The sequence below is a fragment of the Methylobacterium aquaticum genome, from assembly GCF_016804325.1.
In the GTDB taxonomy this organism is placed as follows: Bacteria; Pseudomonadota; Alphaproteobacteria; order Rhizobiales; family Beijerinckiaceae; genus Methylobacterium; species Methylobacterium aquaticum_C.
Window position 1 is genome coordinate 69,256 of record NZ_CP043628.1, and the last position, 19,179, is coordinate 88,434.

At 66.4% G+C, this 19,179-nt stretch carries 13 protein-coding genes, 2 pseudogenes and 1 other annotated feature; of the genes and pseudogenes, 8 read left to right on the top strand and 7 right to left on the bottom strand.

All coding sequences use genetic code 11. The features are described from left to right. Positions 1–22: 22 nt before the first annotated feature. From F1D61_RS32655 to F1D61_RS32670, 4 genes and pseudogenes are all read left to right on the top strand, one after another. Positions 23–5,140: a DUF4082 domain-containing protein gene (locus tag F1D61_RS32655; RefSeq protein ID WP_432443342.1), complete on the top strand. Its 5,118-nt coding sequence runs from the start codon at positions 23–25 to the stop codon at positions 5,138–5,140. A 24-nt stretch (positions 5,141–5,164) separates the two neighbouring features. Further along, complete coding sequence (locus F1D61_RS32660; RefSeq protein WP_203159409.1) at positions 5,165–5,371, top strand: hypothetical protein; 207 nt, start codon at positions 5,165–5,167, stop codon at positions 5,369–5,371. Between the two features lie 656 nt (positions 5,372–6,027). Then, entirely contained in the window at positions 6,028–6,267 is a 240-nt protein-coding gene (locus F1D61_RS32665) for a hypothetical protein (protein WP_203159410.1), read from the top strand. A gap of 833 nt (positions 6,268–7,100) precedes the next feature. After that, positions 7,101–8,266: pseudogene (locus F1D61_RS32670) on the top strand (IS3 family transposase). Next, positions 7,333–7,449 (top strand) — a sequence feature (AL1L pseudoknot). It overlaps the preceding pseudogene by 117 nt. A 180-nt stretch (positions 8,267–8,446) precedes the next feature. On the opposite strand, the gene F1D61_RS32675 reads toward F1D61_RS32670, so the two are convergent. The 3 genes from F1D61_RS32675 to F1D61_RS32685 all read right to left on the bottom strand — a co-directional run bounded on the left by F1D61_RS32675 (position 8,447) and on the right by F1D61_RS32685 (position 12,322). After that, the gene (locus tag F1D61_RS32675) at positions 8,447–9,523 is read right to left on the bottom strand and encodes a L,D-transpeptidase family protein (RefSeq protein ID WP_203159411.1); all 1,077 of its coding nucleotides are present in this window, start codon (positions 9,521–9,523) and stop codon (positions 8,447–8,449) included. 88 nt (positions 9,524–9,611) lie between these two features. Then, entirely contained in the window at positions 9,612–10,094 is a 483-nt protein-coding gene (gene lspA, locus F1D61_RS32680) for a signal peptidase II (protein WP_428914658.1), read from the bottom strand. A gap of 32 nt (positions 10,095–10,126) precedes the next feature. Next, positions 10,127–12,322, bottom strand: a complete 2,196-nt coding sequence (locus F1D61_RS32685) for a heavy metal translocating P-type ATPase (RefSeq protein WP_203159413.1) — start codon at positions 12,320–12,322, stop codon at positions 10,127–10,129. A gap of 100 nt (positions 12,323–12,422) precedes the next feature. Here F1D61_RS32685 and F1D61_RS32690 point away from each other — a divergent pair, with 100 nt between their 5' ends. Continuing rightward, the gene (locus F1D61_RS32690) at positions 12,423–12,824 is read left to right on the top strand and encodes a MerR family transcriptional regulator (RefSeq protein WP_203159414.1); all 402 of its coding nucleotides are present in this window, start codon (positions 12,423–12,425) and stop codon (positions 12,822–12,824) included. A 310-nt stretch (positions 12,825–13,134) separates the two neighbouring features. On the opposite strand, the gene F1D61_RS35180 is transcribed toward F1D61_RS32690, so the two are convergent. The 3 genes and pseudogenes from F1D61_RS35180 to F1D61_RS32705 form a co-directional block, all read right to left on the bottom strand. After that, on the bottom strand, positions 13,135–13,455 hold the full coding sequence (locus tag F1D61_RS35180; RefSeq protein ID WP_203159415.1) for a hypothetical protein: 321 nt from the start codon (positions 13,453–13,455) through the stop codon (positions 13,135–13,137). 70 nt (positions 13,456–13,525) lie between these two features. Then, a pseudogene (locus F1D61_RS32700) lies at positions 13,526–13,705 on the bottom strand (arsenical-resistance protein); the annotation flags it as partial. 17 nt (positions 13,706–13,722) lie between these two features. Continuing rightward, entirely contained in the window at positions 13,723–14,265 is a 543-nt protein-coding gene (locus F1D61_RS32705) for a hypothetical protein (RefSeq protein ID WP_203159416.1), read from the bottom strand. 155 nt (positions 14,266–14,420) lie between these two features. Between F1D61_RS32705 and F1D61_RS32710 the strand changes: the two genes are divergently transcribed. After that, the gene (locus F1D61_RS32710) at positions 14,421–15,860 is read left to right on the top strand and encodes a recombinase family protein (RefSeq protein ID WP_246776032.1); all 1,440 of its coding nucleotides are present in this window, start codon (positions 14,421–14,423) and stop codon (positions 15,858–15,860) included. A 48-nt stretch (positions 15,861–15,908) separates the two neighbouring features. On the opposite strand, the gene F1D61_RS34655 is transcribed toward F1D61_RS32710, so the two are convergent. Next, a complete protein-coding gene (locus F1D61_RS34655) occupies positions 15,909–17,045 on the bottom strand; it encodes an IS4 family transposase (RefSeq protein ID WP_246776033.1) in 1,137 nt (378 codons plus the stop codon). 399 nt (positions 17,046–17,444) lie between these two features. Here F1D61_RS34655 and F1D61_RS32715 point away from each other — a divergent pair, with 399 nt between their 5' ends. Next, positions 17,445–17,855: a MerR family transcriptional regulator gene (locus tag F1D61_RS32715; RefSeq protein ID WP_203159417.1), complete on the top strand. Its 411-nt coding sequence runs from the start codon at positions 17,445–17,447 to the stop codon at positions 17,853–17,855. 19 nt (positions 17,856–17,874) lie between these two features. Next, positions 17,875–19,128, top strand: coding sequence for an MFS transporter (locus F1D61_RS32720; protein ID WP_203159418.1), 1,254 nt, complete (start codon positions 17,875–17,877; stop codon positions 19,126–19,128). The last annotated feature ends 51 nt before the right edge of the window (positions 19,129–19,179 follow it).

The window sequence follows — 19,179 nt, forward strand, 5'->3', positions numbered from 1 at the left end:
GTTCTCGGCCCCGTCCTCTTCCATGCCGGAGGCAGCTTCGATCAACTCGCTGGCGGGAGCGGAGAGCGTCATACTGGCAGCCGCCCTGCCCGCTGCCGGCGCGGCCCCGGTTGGATCGAGCGCGCCCAACCCCAACGTCGTATCGCCGTCCAACGCCGGAGGCTATCCGAGCATTCTCGAGACAATCGCCTCGGGTGCCGCGGTCCAGACCAACGCCGTGGCCTGCTGTGGGACCTGCGGCTACGTCAATTGCCCGCTGCGGCCTCTAGAATTGGAGGCTGGTAGCATCCTGTCGTCGAACGGCCAACTACCCGGAAGCGGCAGTGGGGCGCCCGCCGGCATCACCACGCAGATCCCTGGTGGCGCCGAGACCGGTGTTCTTGCCAACGGTCGGGTCCTCATCCCATCCCTGAGCGGCCCCATCAGGACCGCAGTCGCGCCAGTGCGCACGCCCGGACTGACCGCCAATTCCCTGTCATTTAGTGCCACCGCTACGACAACCAACAAGATCATCCTCGAGAACCAGAAAATCGGCAATCCGGTTAGCGAGTGGGGCATTGATGGCGCGGGTAGTTCGAACATCGAAGGTTTCGCCACGGACATCAGCGTGAACGTCGGCAAGACGACCACTTTCAAGATCAACACCGACTCGACGAATTATCGGATCGACATCTACCGGCTCGGCTATTACGGCGGCCTTGGCGCGCGCAAGATCGACACGATCCAGCATACTGGGCTGCAGACACAGCCGACCCCGTTGCGCGACGCGGCGACCGGGATGGTCGACGCCGGCAACTGGTCGGTCTCAGCGTCATGGACCGTGCCGACGGACGCTGTCTCGGGCGTCTACATCGCCAAGCTGACGCGCCAGGACGGCACAGCGGGCGAGAACGAGATCCCGTTCATCGTCCGTGATGACAGTAGCACAAGCGACATCATCTTTCAGACGGCCGACACGACTTGGCAGGCCTACAACCCTTGGGGTGGGGCCAATCTCTACGGCGGCAACGGCCCGGCCACCGGCCAGGGCCAGGGGCGCGCCTACGCGGTGAGCTACAACCGGCCGATCACCACCCGTGGCGGCGGCCTCGCAGCGGGGCCCCAGGACTACATCTACGGCGCCGAGTTCCCGGCAATCATGTGGCTAGAGCAGAACGGCTATGACGTCTCGTACATGTCGGGCATCGACGCCGACCGTAACGGTGGTCTGATCAAGAACCACAAGATGTATCTCAATGTCGGTCACGACGAGTATTGGTCAGGAGCGCAGCGCGACAACGTCGAGGCGGCACGGGACGCCGGCGTCAACCTGGCGTTCTGGAGCGGCAACGAGGTCTACTGGCGCACGCGGTATTCAAACAGCATCAGCAGCGACGCCACGCCGTACCGCACATTGGTCTCGTACAAGGAGACCTGGGGCGCCAACCAGAACCTCGATCCGACCAATCAGTGGACCGGCACCTGGCGCGATCCCCGTGGACCCGCCGGGACGGTCGGCAACAACGATCCCGAGAATGCCCTGATGGGCACGATGTTCAAAGTCGACTCGTACGTGCTCGACACCATCACGGTGCCGTACGACGACGCCAACCAGCGCTTCTGGCGCAATACCAGCGTCGCCGGCCTGCAGCCGGGCCAGACCGCCTCGCTCAACAAGAACTATCTCGGCTACGAGTGGGACGAGGCGCCCGATGACGCCTCGGCTCCTGCCGGGCTGGTGCGCCTGTCCTCGACCACCCTCGACCAGACGACCTATCTCCAGGATTACGGCAACACCACCGGCAAGGGCACGGCGACCCACAGCCTGACGCTCTACCGCGCCCCGAGCGGCGCCCTCGTCTTCGGCGCCGGCACCGTCTATTGGTCCTGGGGTCTGTCGGCCAACCACGACAACGAGGCGACGCCGACCGATCCCCGGATCCAGCAGGCGATGGTCAACCTGCTCGCCGATATGGGCGTGCAGCCGGGCACCCTCGACTCGGACCTGACTCCCGCCACCGCCTCGACCGACCGCACCGCGCCGACCTCGACCGTCACGACGCCGACCACGGGGTCGAGCGTAACGGCCTTCACCCCGGTCACGATCACCGGCACCGCCAGTGATGCCGGTGGCGGCGTGGTCGCGGGCGTCGAGGTCTCGACCGACAACGGCACCACCTGGCGCACCGCCACCGGTGACGAGAGCTGGAGCTACACGTTCGCGCCGCAGGTCGCCGGGACCTACCAGATCCGCACCCGGGCGACCGACGACAGCGTCAACCTGGAGACGCCGTTGGCCGGGCGCAGCCTGACGGTGACGGCTTCCCCCGCCCTTACCCTCTTCCCAGGCTCGGCCAGGCCTACGGTCACCAACACCGTCGACAGCACGGCAGTCGAGCTCGGCGTGAAGTTCCAGAGTTCCACCGCCGGCACGGTCAGCGGTATCCGCTTCTACAAGAGCAATCAGGATCGCGGGGTCCATGTTGGCACGCTGTGGTCGAGCACCGGCCAGAAGCTCGCCACCGTGACCTTCACCAACGAGACCACGGACGGCTGGCAGACCGCGACCTTCTCGAACCCGGTCCCGATCACCGAGGGCACGACCTACACCGCCTCGTACTACTCGACGCTCGGGCACTATTCGAGCGACGTGAACTACTTCACCGGCAACGTCACCAGCGGCCCGCTCACTGCCAACAACGGTGTCTTCGTCTACAGCACCCAGAGCCAGTTCCCGACTCAGAGCTTCAACAACACCAATTTCTGGGTCGACGTGCTATTCAATGCCGGCGGCACCACGACGAACCAGGCCCCGACCGCCGTCAACGACAGCGGCCTATCGGTGACGAAAGACACCGCCACGACCATCGCGACCTCTGCCCTCATTGCCAACGACACCGACCCGAACGGCGATCCGCTGACGGTGACGAGCGTGAGCGGCGCCACCAACGGCACTGTCTCGCTCAACAGCCAGGCCGGCACGATCACCTTCACGCCGACCACCGGCTACACGGGACCCGCCAGCTTCGCCTACACGATCTCGGACGGGCGCGGCGGCACGGCCTCGGCCAACGTGGCGCTGACGGTGTCTGCGCCGGGTACTACGCCTGTCAGCCTGTTCCCGTCCTCGGCGACGCCGGCAGTCGCCAACGAGAGTGACACTGGTTCGGTCGAGCTCGGGGTGAAGTTCCAGGCCTCCAGCTCCGGCACGGTCAGCGCGATCAAATTCTACAAGGGCAGCCAGAACACCGGCACCCATACTGGCGCGCTGTGGTCGAGCACCGGCCAGGCACTGGCCACCGCCACCTTCACCAACGAGACCGCGAGCGGCTGGCAGACCGCCACCTTCTCCAACCCGGTCGCACTGACGGCGGGTGCGACCTACACCGCCTCCTACCACACCGATACCGGCCGCTACTCGAGCACCGCCAACGGCTTCGCCAACGCGGTGACGAACGGGCCGCTGACCGCGCCGTCCTTTGGCAACGGCGTCTACGCCTACGGCAGCTCCAGCCTGTTCCCGACCAACACCTACCAGAACACCAATTACTGGGTCGACGTCGTCTTCAACCCGAGCGGCACCGCCGCCAACCAGGCGCCGACCGCCGTCGACGACACCGGCCCCGCGGTGACGAAAGACACCGCCGTCACCTTCGCGGCCTCGACGCTTCTTGCCAACGACACTGACCCGAACGGCGACACCCTGACGGTGACGAGAGTGAGCGGGGCGACCAACGGCACCGTGGCGCTCAACACCACCAATTCCACGATCACCTTCACGCCGACCACCGGCTACACGGGCCAGGCCGGCTTCACCTACGCGATCTCGGACGGGCGCGGCGGCACATCGTCGGCGAGCGTGGCGCTGACCGTCTCAGCACCCGGCACCGCCCCGGTGAGCCTGTTCTCGTCCTCGGCGACGCCGGCGGCGACCAACACCAACGACACCAGCCCGGTCGAGCTCGGCGTGCAGTTCCAGGCCTCCTCGGCCGGCTCGGTCAGCGCGGTCAAGTTCTACAAGGGCACGCAGGATACCGGCACCCATACCGGCACCCTGTGGTCGAGCTCCGGCCAGAAGCTCGCGACGGCCACCTTCACCAACGAGTCTGCCAGCGGCTGGCAGACCGCCACCTTCTCGAACCCGGTGACGCTGACGCCCGGCGCGACCTACACCGCCTCTTACCACACCAATGCCGGCCGCTACTCGACCACCGCCAACGGCTTCGCGAGCGCGGTGACGAACGGGCCGCTCACCGCACCGTCCACCGGCAACGGCGTCTACGCCTACGGCAGCTCCAGCCTGTTCCCGACCAACACCTACCAGAACACCAATTACTGGGTCGACGTCGTCTTCAACCCGAACAGCAACGCCACCAACCAGGCACCGACCGCAGTCAACGACACCGGCCCGGCGGTGACGAAGAACACCGCCGTCACCTTCTCGACCTCGACCCTGCTCGCCAACGACACCGACCCGAACGGCGATCCGCTGAGCGTGACGAGCGTCAGTGGCGCCACCAACGGCACCGTCTCCCTCAACACCACCAACTCCACCATCACCTTCACGCCAACCACCAATTACACGGGTGCCGCCGGCTTCACCTACGCGATCTCGGACGGGCGCGGCGGCACCTCGTCGGCGAGCGTGGCCCTGACAGTGCTCGCCCCCAGCACCGGCGCGGTCAGCCTGTTCTCCTCGTCGGCGACGCCGGCGGCGACCAACACCAACGACCTCAACCCGGTCGAGCTCGGCGTGCAGTTCCAGGCCTCCTCGGCCGGCTCGGTCAGCGCGGTCAAGTTCTACAAGGGCACGCAGGATACCGGCACCCATACCGGCACCCTGTGGTCGAGCTCCGGCCAGAAGCTCGCGACGGCCACCTTCACCAACGAGTCTGCCAGCGGCTGGCAGACCGCCACCTTCTCGAACCCGGTCGCGCTCACGCCCGGCGCCACCTACACGGCGTCCTATCACACCAATGTCGGGCGCTATTCGCAGACCGCCGACGGCTTCGCCAGCGCTGTGACGAACGGGCCGCTGACAGCGCCGTCGGCCGGCAACGGCGTCTACGCGTATGGCAGCTCGAGCCTGTTCCCGACCAACACCTTCAACAAGACGAACTACTGGGTGGACGTCGTCTTCAACCCCTCGGCGGCGGCGTAAAGAGTTTCCTCGAGGAGGGTATCGATGATCCAAGAAATCTACACCGACGGCATCAGCGAGGTCACCGTGACCGGCTCGATCGTCCGGGTCAACCTGATGAGTCTGTCGCCGTCCGAGCGCGACCCCAACGGCAAACCGGTGCTGGTCTTGCGCCAGCGCCTGATCCTGCCGGCCGACGCCTTCGCCAATGCCATCGACCTGATGCAGCAGGTCAAGAACAGCCTGATCTAGTCCGGCTTCGTAAGCCCGGGTCAGCCCCCGCGCGAGGCGGTGCCGTTCGCTGGCGTCCGTCCGGGGCGCAACATTGGAGGATGCCATCGCGCGGGCCGAGGAGCTGCTGATCTCTGCTGCGGAGGAGGCGATGCGCATAGTCAGGGTCGGGCTAGAAGCCCGATCGTTGCCGCAGAGACCCGGGTCCGCCACCATTGGGGCCTATCGCAAACGCGAGCGGGCCGCCGTTCACCGACCGTCAGATAAAGCTGCCCAGCGTGCCGCCTCCGCTCCAGACCCGGCCTATGATCTTCGATGCGTGTCCCGCCCGGCCTGTACGAGGGCCTGGAGTTAGCCCCGCCGTGGTTGCCGCTGGTTCGGCAGGCGGCGTTCCTGCGCAGTTACAGCCAGACGCATCCCACCGAAGATTACATGGACGCGGTTCGTGCGCTCTACCGCACTATGCGGTCGCAGACGACGTTGCGGTAACCGAACATAGAGCCACTGGCGTGGACAACCGTTGTTCAATGCCCTGAAATCCGTTTAGATCTTGTTCATCTGGGCGAATGGTGCCGCCTGACTTGAGGGGCATCTTGCGCCCAAGCGGATTTTTCGGTGAACCTTGCTGGCGATCCGGCGTTTCCTGCTCACTTCTGGAGACAGATCGGAGAGCATGCATGGCCAAGTTAACCCTGACCAGTTTCGCCGCCGCGGCGGCGCTCGCTCTGATGCCTGCCGTAGCCCTCGCCCAGCACGTCGATGTCGGCCCCGGCGGCGTGCGAGTGCAGGACGACGACCATCATCACCATGAGCGTCGAACGATCGAAGAGCACCATCACCATGGCGATACCGACCGCACCGGGACCGTGCGGGTCGAGCGTCATCACGACCACCACGACAATGATCACGAGGATTGAGCCTGTCCCGTTCAGGACGATGGTGCGTGCAAGGGGACCCTCACGGGTCCCCTTGTTCTTTCGAGGCCTGCGTTTCGAACTAGCTCAGAAGTGGTAATGCCGGCGACGGTGCCGCCAGTGATGATGGTGGTAGCGCGGACGCCAGTGATGATGGTGCCCCCAGTCGTGATGGTGATGGCCCCAGTGCCGGACCTGCTGCAGCCCCTCGTTCGTGCCGGCTACCGCGGCGCTGCTGCCGGTCGGTCGGGCCTGTGCCGTTCCTGCTGAGCCCAGCAGGACTGCCACGTGAACGGCGAATACGAACACGCCTGCTGTCAGCCACGAAGTCTATCGTGCCGTCATGACACCCTCCTTGCGGGACGATGGCCTCAGCCACACACGTTCCTGATCGTTGACGGTCAATCCACAAAGCTCATTCCTTGAACTATGTGTTTATGAGAAACGATCCTTCCTGGTAGATTGGCGTGTCGGACAATTCTTACGTAGCTTACGCGAGAGATGCGTATGCCTGATGATGTCAAGGAACACTGACGCCTATCCAATTGCCAGGAAAGACTTTTATCAATCGGCCGATGTTTCCATATATCTGTTGCATCAAGGTCTGAAATAATGGAAATTTTCAGATAGGACCCAGATATGCATTTAGTTTTTTGATCGCATCAGGTTCAATAGTCTTAGATCCTATTAGATCAAAGTACCTGGGACAGACCCCATAGCTGTCGGCCACGCGAACACCGAACCGCTCCGGGTTTGTCGGAGACTCACCTCTTGAGGAATTGGGGCTATGACGAAGCATACCCCACCCTTCTCCCCCCAAGGTCCCAGAGCGCGCGATGCGGATAGTCCTGGAGCACCAAGGCGAGCATGACTCGCAGTATGAAGCGATCCGCTCGATCGCTGCCAAGTTCGACTGTTTGGGTGAGGCACTGCGCAACTGGGTCAGACAGGCCTAACGCGATCGAGGCATGCGGGCCGGGCCGGCGACAGACGAGCGCGGGCGGGGCAAGGCGCTGGAACGCGAGGTCCGCGAACTGCGGCAGGCCACGAGATCCTGAAGAAGGCGTCAGCGTATTTTGCCGAGGCGGAGCTCGACCGCCGGTTCCGGTCACGATCGCCTACATCGACGATCATCGTGCGCTCTACGGGGTCGAGCTGATCTGCAAGGTCTTGCCGATCCCCCCGACGTACCACGCCCATGCCACGCGGCGGGCCGATCTGATGCAGTTGCCGACCCGGCCCAAGTGGGATGCGGCGCTCATGGCCGAGATCCGGCGCGTGTACGCGGCCAACTTTGGCATCTACTGCGTCTGGAAGGTCTGGCGTCAGCTCGCCCGCAAAGGGATCACGGTGGCGCGCTGCACGGTGGGTCGGCTGATGCGGGCGATGGGCTTGGAGAGCGCCGTTCGGGGGCGCAAGGTCCGCACTCCCGTCCCCGATCCGGCCGCCTCCTGCTCGCTCGACCAGGTCAATCAGCAGTTCAAGGCCAAATGCTCCAGCAAGCTGTGGGTCGCGGATTGCACCTACGTGGCGACCTGGGGCGGCTTTGTCTACGCGACCTTCGTGACTCACGTCTTCGCCCGCCGGATCGTCGGCTGGCGCCTGTCGCGTCAAGCCCGGGCAGATGTCGTGCTCGATGCCCTAGACCAGGCCCTGCACGAGCGCCGTCCTGTCGCCGGCAGCGGCCTTGTCTGCCATTCCGAATGCGGATCGTAGTTCGTGAGCATTCTTTGCACCGAGCGCCTCGCCGAGGCAGGCATCGAGCCCTCCGTCGGCAGCGTCGGAGACTCGTACGATAATGCTCTGGCTGAGACGATCGTCGTGTTGTTCAAGGCCGAGGTCATCCATCGGCGCGGCTCGTGGCAGTCGCTCGAGTCGGTCGAGTATGCCACCCTTGAGTGGGCTGATTAGTTCAACAACCGCAAGCTGCTCGAAACGATCGGCCACATCCCCTCCCGCCGAGGCGGAAGCACGCTATTATGCGCAGTCCGAGCGAGCGTAGGCTATCGCGCTCTGCGGGCGGCGAACTGGCCAACCACGTATGGGACGTGGCCCGGGACCAGGGGCAGCACGTAGGGGCAGGAACAACCCTGCACCAGCAACGGACGTTGCTAGAAAGCCGACACTGGGGGCATCGATGGCTATCGACGCCAGACCGCTCGGAACGGATGCGGCAGCGCGCTCAATCCCGTCCCTCACTGGCCGTGGCGAAAACCTTCAGAAGGCGCCTCCGCTCCGCCTCCGCGACCGCAGGCCGTGGCGGCGTCCCCACCTTCGGGGTCGCTCCAACACGAGCAGACTCCCGCCTGTCCGCGGAGACGACCAGACCGGCAGCCGGCATCGCGATCTCGCGCGGGTCCGCTGCCAGGGCCTCGGGACGGCTCACCTCGCCAAGCCCGGCTCCCGTCGCCATCATGGGCTCGCGGAACGCCCGATGTTGGCTGCCGTCCTCGTACACTAGCCGAACGGCCGGCGTCCCTGCAGCCACCAGGGCGGCGGTCTTCCTGTCGTCGTCAGCCTGCTTCCGTGCCACCGCGCCCGCTACGGGGTCGTCACCCCCGGCGTCGAACATGTATCGCCCGCCCGCGACACTGACGCCCGGCTCGGCCCTCGTAATCTCGAACCGGTCGGACCCCTCCTTGAGGTTTCTCCAGAACGCGATGTTCGGGTCCTGCCGGTGCCGGGCCAGGTTCTCCGGGGTCATGCGGAACGGGTAGGACTGGAACTGCACGGCGCGCTGCCCGCCCGCGAACGCCTCGCGTACCACGGCATAGAGTTCCGAGATCGCCTCGTCCGTCATCGCGAAGCAGCCACGCGACGAGCAGGAGCCGTGCACCATCAGGTGCGCGCCCGTGCGTCCCAGGGAGCGGTCATACTCGTTCGGGTACCCGAGGTTGAACGAAAGGTAGAGACTCGAATTTGGGTTCATGGACGCTGGCGTCACCGAGTAGAAGCCCTCCGGAGCCTGTCGGTCGCCCTCCCGGGTCTTGGGCCCGAGCTGGCCCGACCAGCGGCACATCGGATAGGTCTTCAGAAGGGCGTACTTGCCGTCGGTGCCGCGCTTCCAGAGCTCGATCTCAGACTCCTTCTTGAAGGCCCGCATCAGGATCGGGTCGTCTGGCGAGACACCCGCTGCCGACATCAGGGCCATGGTCGCGGGTGGGATCGGCGCCAAGTGGCGGGTCGAGGCCGCGTACTGGCCGTCCTGGCAGGCGGACAGTGCCAGGAGGAAGGCCAGACCGAGCGTCGTCTTCAGCATGTCGGCCTCGCTGGGGTCGGTGCACGAGCCTGAGCTCGAAGGATTGATGCCAAGTTGTTGAGGCTGCCGTTCGGCGGAGGCGAGGTTCTCACGGGACCGGCTCCCCGGGACCGGGACGCCTCCCCGACAGGGGCAGGCCTTCGAGGAGCAGCATGACGACGCCGATGGAAATCCAGGCGTCGGCCAGGTTGAAGGTGAACCAGCGGAAGCCGCTCGTGTGCAGGTCGAGGTAGTCGGTGACGGCCCCGTCCCTGAGCCGGTCGACGAAGTTCCCCGCGGCCCCGCCCGCTATCGCCGCGAGCCCGAGACGTTCGAGCGAACCCGTCGCGGCCAGGGCCCACGCAGTCACCAAACACGTCAGCGTGCCCTGGATGCCGAGGAGGAGCGCGAGCGAGGACGGATCGTGCGCCGGGAACAGGCTGAAGCTGATGCCCCGGTTGAACGACAGGGTCAGGTCGATGAAGGGTATCAAGCCCCGTACGGTACCCTCGGCCAACCATGCCTCGGCCATCGCCTTCGCGGCGAGGTCGACGGCCGCGGCGGTTGCCAGGACAGCCGCCACCGTCGCCATGCGGCGCGCCCGTCCTGCCGAAGGGGAACTCATCAAGCCCTCAGGAGACGGAGCGCGTTCGCCGTCACCAAGACAGTCGCCCCAGTGTCGGCGAGGATGGCGGGCCACAGGCCGGTGATGCCGGCGATGGTCGTCACAAGGAAGACCGCCTTCAGGCCGAGCGCGATGGCGACGTTCTGACGAATGTTGCCCAGGGTTGCCCGGGACAGCGCGATCAGCGCGGCCACGTCGCCCACCCGGTCGTTCAAAACCGCTGCATCCGCCGTCTCCAGGGCTGCGTCCGTGCCGCCGCCCATCGCGATGCCTACGTTAGCGGAGGCTAGGGCAGGCGCATCGTTGATGCCGTCGCCGACCATGGCGACCGGACCCATCGCCTTCAAAGCCGCGATCTCGGCCAGTTTGTCCTGGGGAAGGAGCTCGGCCTTCACATTGAGGCCAAGCTCTGACGCGACCGCCTCGCCCGTACGGCGGTTGTCGCCGGTCAGCATCACGCCCCGCACGCCCAGCTTCCGCAGGGCCGCGATCCCAGCAGCCGCGTCGGCACGGGGTTCGTCCCTGACCGCGATGGTGCCTACCGCCTCGGTGCCCCGGATGACAATGACCACCGTCTTGCCGCTGGCCTCTAGGTCCGCGACCACACGTTCGGTCGCCGAACCGAGACGGACGCTCTCCGCGGCATGGCGCGGAGAGGCCACGAGCACCGTCTGGCCCATGACGGTGGCCTGCATCGCCTTGCCGGGAATGGCGCGGGCATCGCGCGTCGGCCGCAGCGGCACCCCGTCCTCAGTTGCCCGGTCGAGGATGGCCCGAGCAATAGGGTGGCTCGATCCGTTCTCGACCGCTGCGGCTAACCCCAGGACCGACCGGTCGGACGCATCCGGCGCGAGGGCCAGGATGTCGGTGACCCGGGGCCGTCCGGCCGTCAGGGTTCCCGTCTTGTCGAACGCCACCGTGCGCACCCGCCCGATGATCTCGAGCGCCGCACCGCCCTTCACGAGAAGCCCGCGCCGGGCCCCGGCGGCCAGCCCGGACGCGATGGCGGCCGGTGTCGAGAGCACCAGGGCGCAGGGGCAGGCGATGAGGAGAAGCGCGAGCCCCCGGTAGACCCAGGTGCCCCAATCCGCGCCGAGCAGGAGCGGCGGCAAGAGTGCGACTGCAGCCGCGAACGCGAAGGCAATGGGCGTGTAGATCGCGCTGAACCTGTCGATGAAACGCGCCGTAGGCGACTTCGAGGCCTGCGCCTCCTCGACGAGGTGCAGGATGCGGGCGACCGTGTTGTCGACCGCCGTCCTAGCGACCCGGACTTGGAGCGCACCGTCGGCGTTGACGCTGCCCGCGTAGACCGGGTCGCCGACCTCCTTGGGCTTCGGGACCGACTCGCCGGTGATGGGGGACTCGTCGAGGCTCGACGAGCCATCCGTGATCACCCCGTCAGCGGGCACGCGGTCGCCCGGCCTCACCACGACGACCTGTCCAATGGCCAGAGACGCGGCGGATACCTCCCGGATGCTGCCGTCGGCCTCGACGAGGCGGGCGGTCTTCGGCACCAGGGCTGCGAGCGCCTTGATGCCCGCGCGTGCGCGCCCCGCAGCAACAACCTCCAGCATCTCGCCGACCGTGAAGAGCAGCACGACGATGGCGGCCTCCTCGGCCGCGTGGATGGCGAGCGCCCCGGCGGTCGCCACCGACATCAGCATTTCGATGGAGAAGGGCGTGCCGGCGAACGCCGCCGAGACCGCGCGGCGGCCATAATAGGCGAGCCCCACGAGGGCGCCAGGCCAATAAGCGTACTCGCCCGTCAGGCCCGGCGCGACCCGGTCGACGACGAAGCCGGCAACGAACAAGGCGCCGATGAGGATGGCCAGCAGCGCTTTGCGGCTTCGCCAGAGCGGCGGCTCAGCATCCTCCGAGGTCTCGGCCGGCAGGGCCCCGCCCTCAGCCTGGGCCTTAGCCAAGTCCGCGGCCGTCGGCAGCGGAGCGACGCCGTAGCCCAGACGCTCGATGCGCCCCTCAAGCTCCGACCTCGGGGTCGCGGCCTCGTCGAGCGCCAAGTCGAGGAACTGGCTGCCGTAGTTCACGCGCACGTCCGCGACCCCCGGCAGCCGCGAAACGGCGGTTTCGATCTTCCCAGCGCAGGTCGGGCAGTCCATCCCCCTGACCCTGTAGCGCAGGACCTGGGCACGGCTCGTGAGAGAAGATGGCGCGTCCGTAGTGGCGGCTAGGTTCATGTTGCGCTCCGTCCGCCGGGCTCCTGGCTCGGATCGTGAATGCCACCTACATGCACCCTGTAGTCACTATAGGGTCAAGGCCATGGCACGCGTCTCTTCCATGACCATCGGCAGCCTCGCGGAGGCGACGGGAACGCGCGTGGAGACGGTGCGGTGGTACGAGAAGGTCGGGCTTCTTCCCGCGCCCGCGCGGTCGCGCGGGAACTACCGGCTCTACGGTCCCGAGCACCTGCGTCGGTTGAGCTTCATCCGCCGCGGTCGTGCCCTGGGCTTCACAGTGGACCAGATCCGGGATCTCCTTGCATTGGCCGACGACCGGGAGCGCTCCTGCGCCGAGGTCGACACCATCGCCCGCGCCCATCTCGCGGACGTAGAGCGCAAGCTGGCCGACCTGACCAGGCTCGCCTTGGAACTGCGGGAGGTCATCGGGCAGTGTGGCTGCGGGTCGGTCGCCGATTGCCGCATCATCGAGTCCCTCTCCCCTTTGGGCGGGACTGCGTAGGGAGCATGATGCCGCTTCAGCGTGCGAGGTAAGGCGTCATCAGCACGCGGCTCTCGAACAGCTCCCTGGCCACGAACCCGCAGCACGCGCCGGCGACGATAGCGCCTATGGCCATGACGAAGACGCGACGCGCTGCAGCCTGGACGGCAGGCTTGACCCAGTGTCGCCGCCCAGCGTTCCTCTGGCCCCAGGAATGGTGTTCCAACCGCGCCATCCGGTCCCTCTTCCTCCTTGCACGATCGAGATCGCATCGAGGCTACCGGATGGCACGGCCGAGGTCGAAGCTGCCGTGGCACGGCCTGACCCGTGCTCAGGTCTCAAGCCAACTCCGCACCGTGGTACGGAGCGAAGACGCTTCTGGTTTCCGGCCCGAAGAGGACGACGTCGTAGGTCTCGGGCTTTGTGCCCCCGACCTCCATAGGGCGTAGGCCATCGGCACGCCGGCCGCGAAGGCGACGGCCGAGTTCAGGGTGACGCCGATGGCGGCGAGCAGCAGCACGAGGAACAGGTCGGCGTCCTCGACCCGCTGCGGCCTCGCCGACTGCGCGCCCGACACCTCCCTCATTCCCCAGCGGAAACGCTGCGGTCGCGTCGCCCCCGGCTCGGTCACCGCCCTGACCTCGGCGTTCATGCGTTCCCCTTTGCGTCGTCGACCCCCTGCAGGGCGTCGCACGCGGCCGTTGCGGCCGGCAGTCGCAACGTCAGGTCTCTCGCGGTGCGTGCTTCAGGGCCGCTTCCTTGCATGCCACGCCGCGCTCGTACCAGCCTTGGCTGCGGTTCACGATCCACACGACCAAGAGCATCACGGGCACCTCAATGAGCACGCCAACCACCGTGGCGAGCGCCGCGCCCGAGTTGAAGCCGAACAGGCTGATGGCGGCCGGTAAGCGCCTTCCTTTTACCCACATCCTGGCGATGTCTGGGCGAGGGTGGCGCCGAGCGTAATGTCGGCGAGCCGTGCAAAGCTACGCCATATGACGAGATTGCCGGGCGGCGGATCGCGTGAGCGGGCGAGGTAGCCGCCGAGGCGCGCAACCTTCACCACGTAGGCAAAGAGGGACCGCTCACCGGCTGGCAAGTCGGGCACGGGTCGGTCAAGCAGCGCGATCTCGTGGTTGGTTACGGCGAGGTGCGGGTCTGCTTTCGGCGCCGAGCGACCGATCATGGTCGTCCAGAACACCCGCCACGCCAGGATGCAGTACACGGCGATGAGCTTGACCAAGCGCTCGGCCGTGCGCAGCCGCGCATGCTCGGCGCGGCAGCCTGTCTTCAGGATGTGGTGGAACACCTCAATGGCCTGATCACAAACGACAGGTTTTGTCTGGTGCGCACGGCGCAGCTTGTCCTGACGTGGTGGCGTCGGCCGCAGCGTCGGCGCGGCTGCACAGCGTCCAGCCAGAGGGCAGATCTCGATCGGGAGAGCGATCGGGGAGGTGCCCATGCGTCGCCACTGGCAGATCCGCCGTCAGACCACGACCACGCCGGACGCAGCCCGGCGGTGGGATCGGGCCTACGGCTTCATTCTGAGTTGGGGATCACCCGAAGCCCCACCGGCAGCGATGCAAATGGCCTTCCCCCTCGCAGAGGAGGCAAGCCATGAGGACAGCTGTCTACGTGCGGGTCTCGACGGCGCGCCAGGCCCAAGCCCAGACCATCGATCAGCAGCTCGACCGTCTCCGGGTCCATCTGCAAGCACAGAGCACCACCCTGGACGACAGCGCCATCTTCCGGGATGACGGCCAGAGTGGAGCGACGCTGAACCGGCCTGGTCTGGACCGGCTACGCGATGCCGTGCGCGCTGGCGAGATCGATCGGGTTCTGATTACCGATCCCGACCGGCTGTCGCGCAACTACGTCCAGATGATGATCGTGTTGCAGGAACTCGAACGCTTCGGATGCGAGGTGGCGTTCCTCGATCGTCCGATCGGGCGGGATCCGCACGACCAGCTGCTGTTGCAGATCCGCGGTGCCGTGGCAGAGTACGAGCGCACGCTGATCGCGGAACGGATGCGGCGAGGACGCCAGATGCGCCTGCGTGCCGGCAGCCTGCTTCCCTGGACCCGAGCGCCCTACGGGTATCGGCTCGATCCCGACCGGCCGCGCGACCCGGCCGGGGTTCGGCTGGAGCCGGCCGAGGGCGCCGTGGTCCAGCAGGTCTTCGCCCGCTACGTCGAGGAGGAGGCCAGCCTGTTCGGCCTGGCCAACCACCTGCGGGCTCTCGGCATCGCCTCGCCGACAGGCCGCCCCCACTGGAGTTCGGCCTCGCTGCGCGGCCTGCTGACGAACCCGGTCTATACCGGCCAGGTCTTCGCCGGCCGGTGGCGCAGCCGACCCCCGCGCATCCGCCGCTCGGCGACGCATCCGATCGGATGCCCCTCGACCACGTCGGTGCCGGTACCGGCGGAGCAATGGCTGCTGGTCGCCACCGTCCCGGCCCTCGTCAGCCCCGCGCTGTTCGCGCAAGCGCAGGCCAAGCTGGCGCAGAACCGCGCCTTCGCCCGACGCCACAACACCCGGTATAGCTACCTGCTGCGCGCCCTGGTGAGCTGCGGGGTCTGCCAGTCGAGCTGCCTGTGCCGGACGATCCATCCCGGCTACGACTACTATCTATGCCGCGCCAAGGGGCATCCGGGCCGCAGCGGCCGCGCGCAGCCCTGCCCGGCGCGCTACGCGCCGGCCCATCAGCTCGATGCGCTGGTCTGGCAGGATCTGTGTGCCCTGCTGAGCGAGCCCGAGCAGATCGCCGCGGCCCTGGCCCGGGCCCATGGCGGCGGCTGGCTGCCGCAGGATCTGCAGGCCCGGCGCGATCAGCTGCGGAAGGGGCACCGTGGGCTCGTGCAGCAGGTGGAGCGCCTGACGGAGGCCTACCTGCAGGGGATCATCCCGTTGCCGGAGTACCAGCGCCGCCGCCGCGTGGCGGAGGAGCACCTGCAGGCTCTGGCGGCGCAGGCCGAGCAGTTGGAGGGCCAAGTCGACAGACAGGCGCAGCTGGTCGGCTGGGCGGGATCAGCCGAGGCGTTCTGCCGTCGCGTCTAGGATGGTCTAGCCGGCGCCGACTTCGCGCAGCGCCGCCGATTGATCGAACTACTCGTCGGCCGGGTCGTGGTGACCGAGGCCAAGGTCGAGATCCGCTACGTGATTCCCATCGGCCCGGACGGCGAGCGCGGACGCTTTTGTCATTTGCGGAAGGACTATTTCGATTTTCCAGCGCCGGGCATACCAGTCCAATTTCTCGACGGCCTGCTCGGGGCTGTCCACGAGCAAGTCCGTGATCAGCCGCCAATCGATCGCTGGACGATCCTTCGGCGTTTCCGGCTCACATGCGTGCAGGACGGTGAGTGATAGCAGGGGATAGCGCTTTTGCTTGCCGATCGGCGGTAGAACCGTGATGCGGCGATAGCGGAGTTCGACCGAGGCGGTAACGAGCCGCCCTCGCTGATCGCGAACCTCGACCCGATGAAGGCCTTGGACGGCGACCTCATCCATCTCGTTGGCGATCGTGTGCTGGCCGTCACCAGCAAGCCGATCTACGCAGCTGCGCACGATGAAGTGCGTGCCGAGGTCATGGGCCAGAGAAAACAATTCGTAGATGTCGCTCTTGCGGTCACCGACATGCACGCAACGGTCCGGCGCGGCAAACAGAGATGTGGACTGGCGAAGGTTCTCCAGCCAGCGGAAGCTCTCTTTCTGCTCGATTGGCACACGGGTCGGATTGACCTTGCGCTTGAGTGCATTCGTGCCCTTGAACTTCTGCCGCGACCAGAACTTTACCGCCGCAAGCCCGACCGGCAGGCCGTCAGTGGTCACCGCGAGCGAGGCATGCATGAGCAGGCCACACAGCGTGTGCATGCGAACCTGACCTGCCTTGTCGCGCCCAGTGTTGACGGTGCGGGTGATCCCGACGGCCTCATGGCTCTCGCGCTGGAACGTGAACTCGGTCGTATCCTGGAGGACCAGTACGGGGCCCTCACTGGCCCGCACACGCTCGCGTGTCGATGCGAAGTGACCCGACAGGATCTGCGCCTCGCTGACCCGTTCGTTGGAAAAGAAACGGTATGCGGCTTTGGTGCTGGCCCAGTCCTGGCAGGCAAACGGCAGGCTGGCGCCGAGGCTACGGTCCATCTGTCCGACGAGCCGGTGCAGCCGCTGCTCGAGGCGGGCATCGGCGAAAGTGCTACCAGCGAGTTCCTCTTCCCACCAGCACCGTGTGGCAACGGGCATGGAACACCTCGTCGTCCAAGGGTTCAGAAGCCCTTCAATCACGGGCGACGCCGATCGCGCAACGCTCCAAGCTTGACCTTAGATATGGGTAAAAGGAAGCGTCACCGAGAGCTTACGTCCGACCTGTACCCCAAACCGCGTCCGACCTTCGCCGATGCTCTGGCTGCCGTGCGCTGTGCGATCTGGCGCGAGCGGACTTTGGCAACATCACTGCGTCGGTCCGCCCGAACAAAACCCCGCTTCCGCTTCCCCGCTCCCTGGGCTTATGCCCTCTGCCACGCCGCATGGATGGCCAAAGTCGAGCTAAGAGGGTCCCATAGCGCGCGACTTGAAAGCGAGAGGTCCCTCATCGGCCCCATTGACTCCGTACCATAGTACGGACTGTACGAAGGTTCGGACATGAGCATACAGCACCTGACTATCGGGAAAACCGCCGCCGAAGCAGGCGTGAGTGTCGAGACGATCCGCTTTTACGAGCGGCGCGGACTTATCGTGCAACCACCGAAGGGTGAGGGGTATCGCGTTTACCCGGCCGAGATGGTCGCGCGCATCCGTTTCATCCGTCAGGCACAGCAGATCGGCTTCTCACTACGCGAGGTGCAGGAGCTCCTGTCGCTGCGCGCCGATCCGGCTTCCGACTGCGCTGACGTCCGCCGTCAGGCAGCGCAGAAGATCGAGGAGGTGGATCGGAAGATCGCTGACCTCCAGCGCATGCGCGCTGCGCTGGAAACCGTGACCTCGTTCTGCCCCGGTAGAGGCGGGTTGATGGACTGTACTATCATGGTCGCGCTTGAAGACGCGGCGCGATGAACTCTCGACAGAGGTGATAATGACTGCAACACCGCAGGATCAGCAGGACATCGCACGGGAACGCCTACTCCGGGTGCTCTCGGCGGCCACCTTCGTGATCTTCTTCCAAGCGTTCATGGTCGCTCCGATCATCCCGACGTTAGCGACCGCGTTCGAGGTATCGCCCCAGAATGCGGGGCTGATCGTTCCGGCGTACCTCGTCCCCTATGGGGCCGCCACGCTGGTCTACGGCCTGCTGGCTGATCGCTACGGGCTCGGGCGCATCATGGCCGGTTCGCTCCTGGCCTTCGCTATCCTCACGGCCCTGACAGCTACGGCGCGCACGGTGGAAGAACTCGCGCTCTGGCGCATCGTGACCGGTCTGGGAGCCGCAGGCGTCGTGCCGCTGGCTCTCACTCTCGTCGGCAAGCTGTTCCCCTACGAGCTTCGCGGCCGACCTCTCGGTTGGTTGTTCGGGGCGATGGCAGGCGGCATGGCCTTCGGCTCGACCTTCGGGGCGGTGCTTGAGCCCTACGTCGGCTGGCGCGGCCTCTTTCTGGCAGTGGGGCTCGCTGGGCTGTCTATCCTCCTCGTCCTGCTCCCCCGCCGCCATCTCCTCGTCGGTACCGCTCTAGGGGCTGGAGGGGGCCTCGGTGCGTTGCTTCGAGGCTACGGAAGCTTGCTTGGGACGCCGCGCGGCGCACGCACCTACAGCTTCGTGCTGGCGAACTCGATGTTCCACTCCGGTGTCTTCACATGGCTCGGGCTCTACTTCGAGCAGCGCCACGGTCTCGGGCCTGTCGGCATCGGATTGGCGCTCGTCGGCTATGGCGTTCCAGGCTTCCTATTCGGCCCCGTAATCGGCCGCATGGCCGACCGGCATGGTCGTGGTCGGCTCCTGCCGTTCGGTCTCGCCCTCAGTGCCATCGGGGCAGCGGCCTTGATCCCCGACGTGCCCCTCGTCGTCGCGGTCGTGGCCGTGACGGTGCTCTCGCTCGGGTACGACACGACGCAGCCGCTGTTCGCGGGCATCGTCACCGCGCTCGGCGGCCCCCGACCGGGGCAGGCGATGGGCCTCAACGTGTTCACGCTGTTCCTCGGCTTCGGGCTCGGCAGCCTCGTGTTCGGTGAGATGCTTCGCGGCGGCTTCGGAACCGCGCTGCTCCTGTTCGTCGCGATAGAATTCGTGCTCGCCCTGGTGGCGAGCAGGCTGTTCCAAGCCGAGCGGCCAGTCCCCGCCAACCAAACGGGAGAGAATCATGCCCCACCACCCGGCACGCAGGCCGCCCCTTAGGACCGCGCTTCTCGCACTGCTCAGGCAGGCGTGCTCTGAGCACGAATTCAA

Bases quoted from the DNA above. Each gene is read 5' to 3' on its own strand.
- F1D61_RS32720 (WP_203159418.1), top strand. From the start codon at position 17,875: ATGACTGCAACACCGCAGGATCAGCAGGACATCGCACGGGAACGCCTA.
- F1D61_RS32705 (WP_203159416.1), bottom strand. From the start codon at position 14,265: ATGGGCACCTCCCCGATCGCTCTCCCGATCGAGATCTGCCCTCTGGCT.
- F1D61_RS35180 (WP_203159415.1), bottom strand. From the start codon at position 13,455: ATGAACGCCGAGGTCAGGGCGGTGACCGAGCCGGGGGCGACGCGACCG.
- F1D61_RS32715 (WP_203159417.1), top strand. From the start codon at position 17,445: ATGAGCATACAGCACCTGACTATCGGGAAAACCGCCGCCGAAGCAGGC.
- F1D61_RS32665 (WP_203159410.1), top strand. From the start codon at position 6,028: ATGGCCAAGTTAACCCTGACCAGTTTCGCCGCCGCGGCGGCGCTCGCT.
- F1D61_RS32690 (WP_203159414.1), top strand. From the start codon at position 12,423: ATGACCATCGGCAGCCTCGCGGAGGCGACGGGAACGCGCGTGGAGACG.
- F1D61_RS32685 (WP_203159413.1), bottom strand. From the start codon at position 12,322: ATGAACCTAGCCGCCACTACGGACGCGCCATCTTCTCTCACGAGCCGT.
- F1D61_RS32655 (WP_432443342.1), top strand. From the start codon at position 23: ATGCCGGAGGCAGCTTCGATCAACTCGCTGGCGGGAGCGGAGAGCGTC.
- F1D61_RS34655 (WP_246776033.1), bottom strand. From the start codon at position 17,045: ATGCCCGTTGCCACACGGTGCTGGTGGGAAGAGGAACTCGCTGGTAGC.
- F1D61_RS32675 (WP_203159411.1), bottom strand. From the start codon at position 9,523: ATGCTGAAGACGACGCTCGGTCTGGCCTTCCTCCTGGCACTGTCCGCC.
- F1D61_RS32660 (WP_203159409.1), top strand. From the start codon at position 5,165: ATGATCCAAGAAATCTACACCGACGGCATCAGCGAGGTCACCGTGACC.
- F1D61_RS32710 (WP_246776032.1), top strand. From the start codon at position 14,421: ATGAGGACAGCTGTCTACGTGCGGGTCTCGACGGCGCGCCAGGCCCAA.
- lspA (WP_428914658.1), bottom strand. From the start codon at position 10,094: ATGGCGACGGTGGCGGCTGTCCTGGCAACCGCCGCGGCCGTCGACCTC.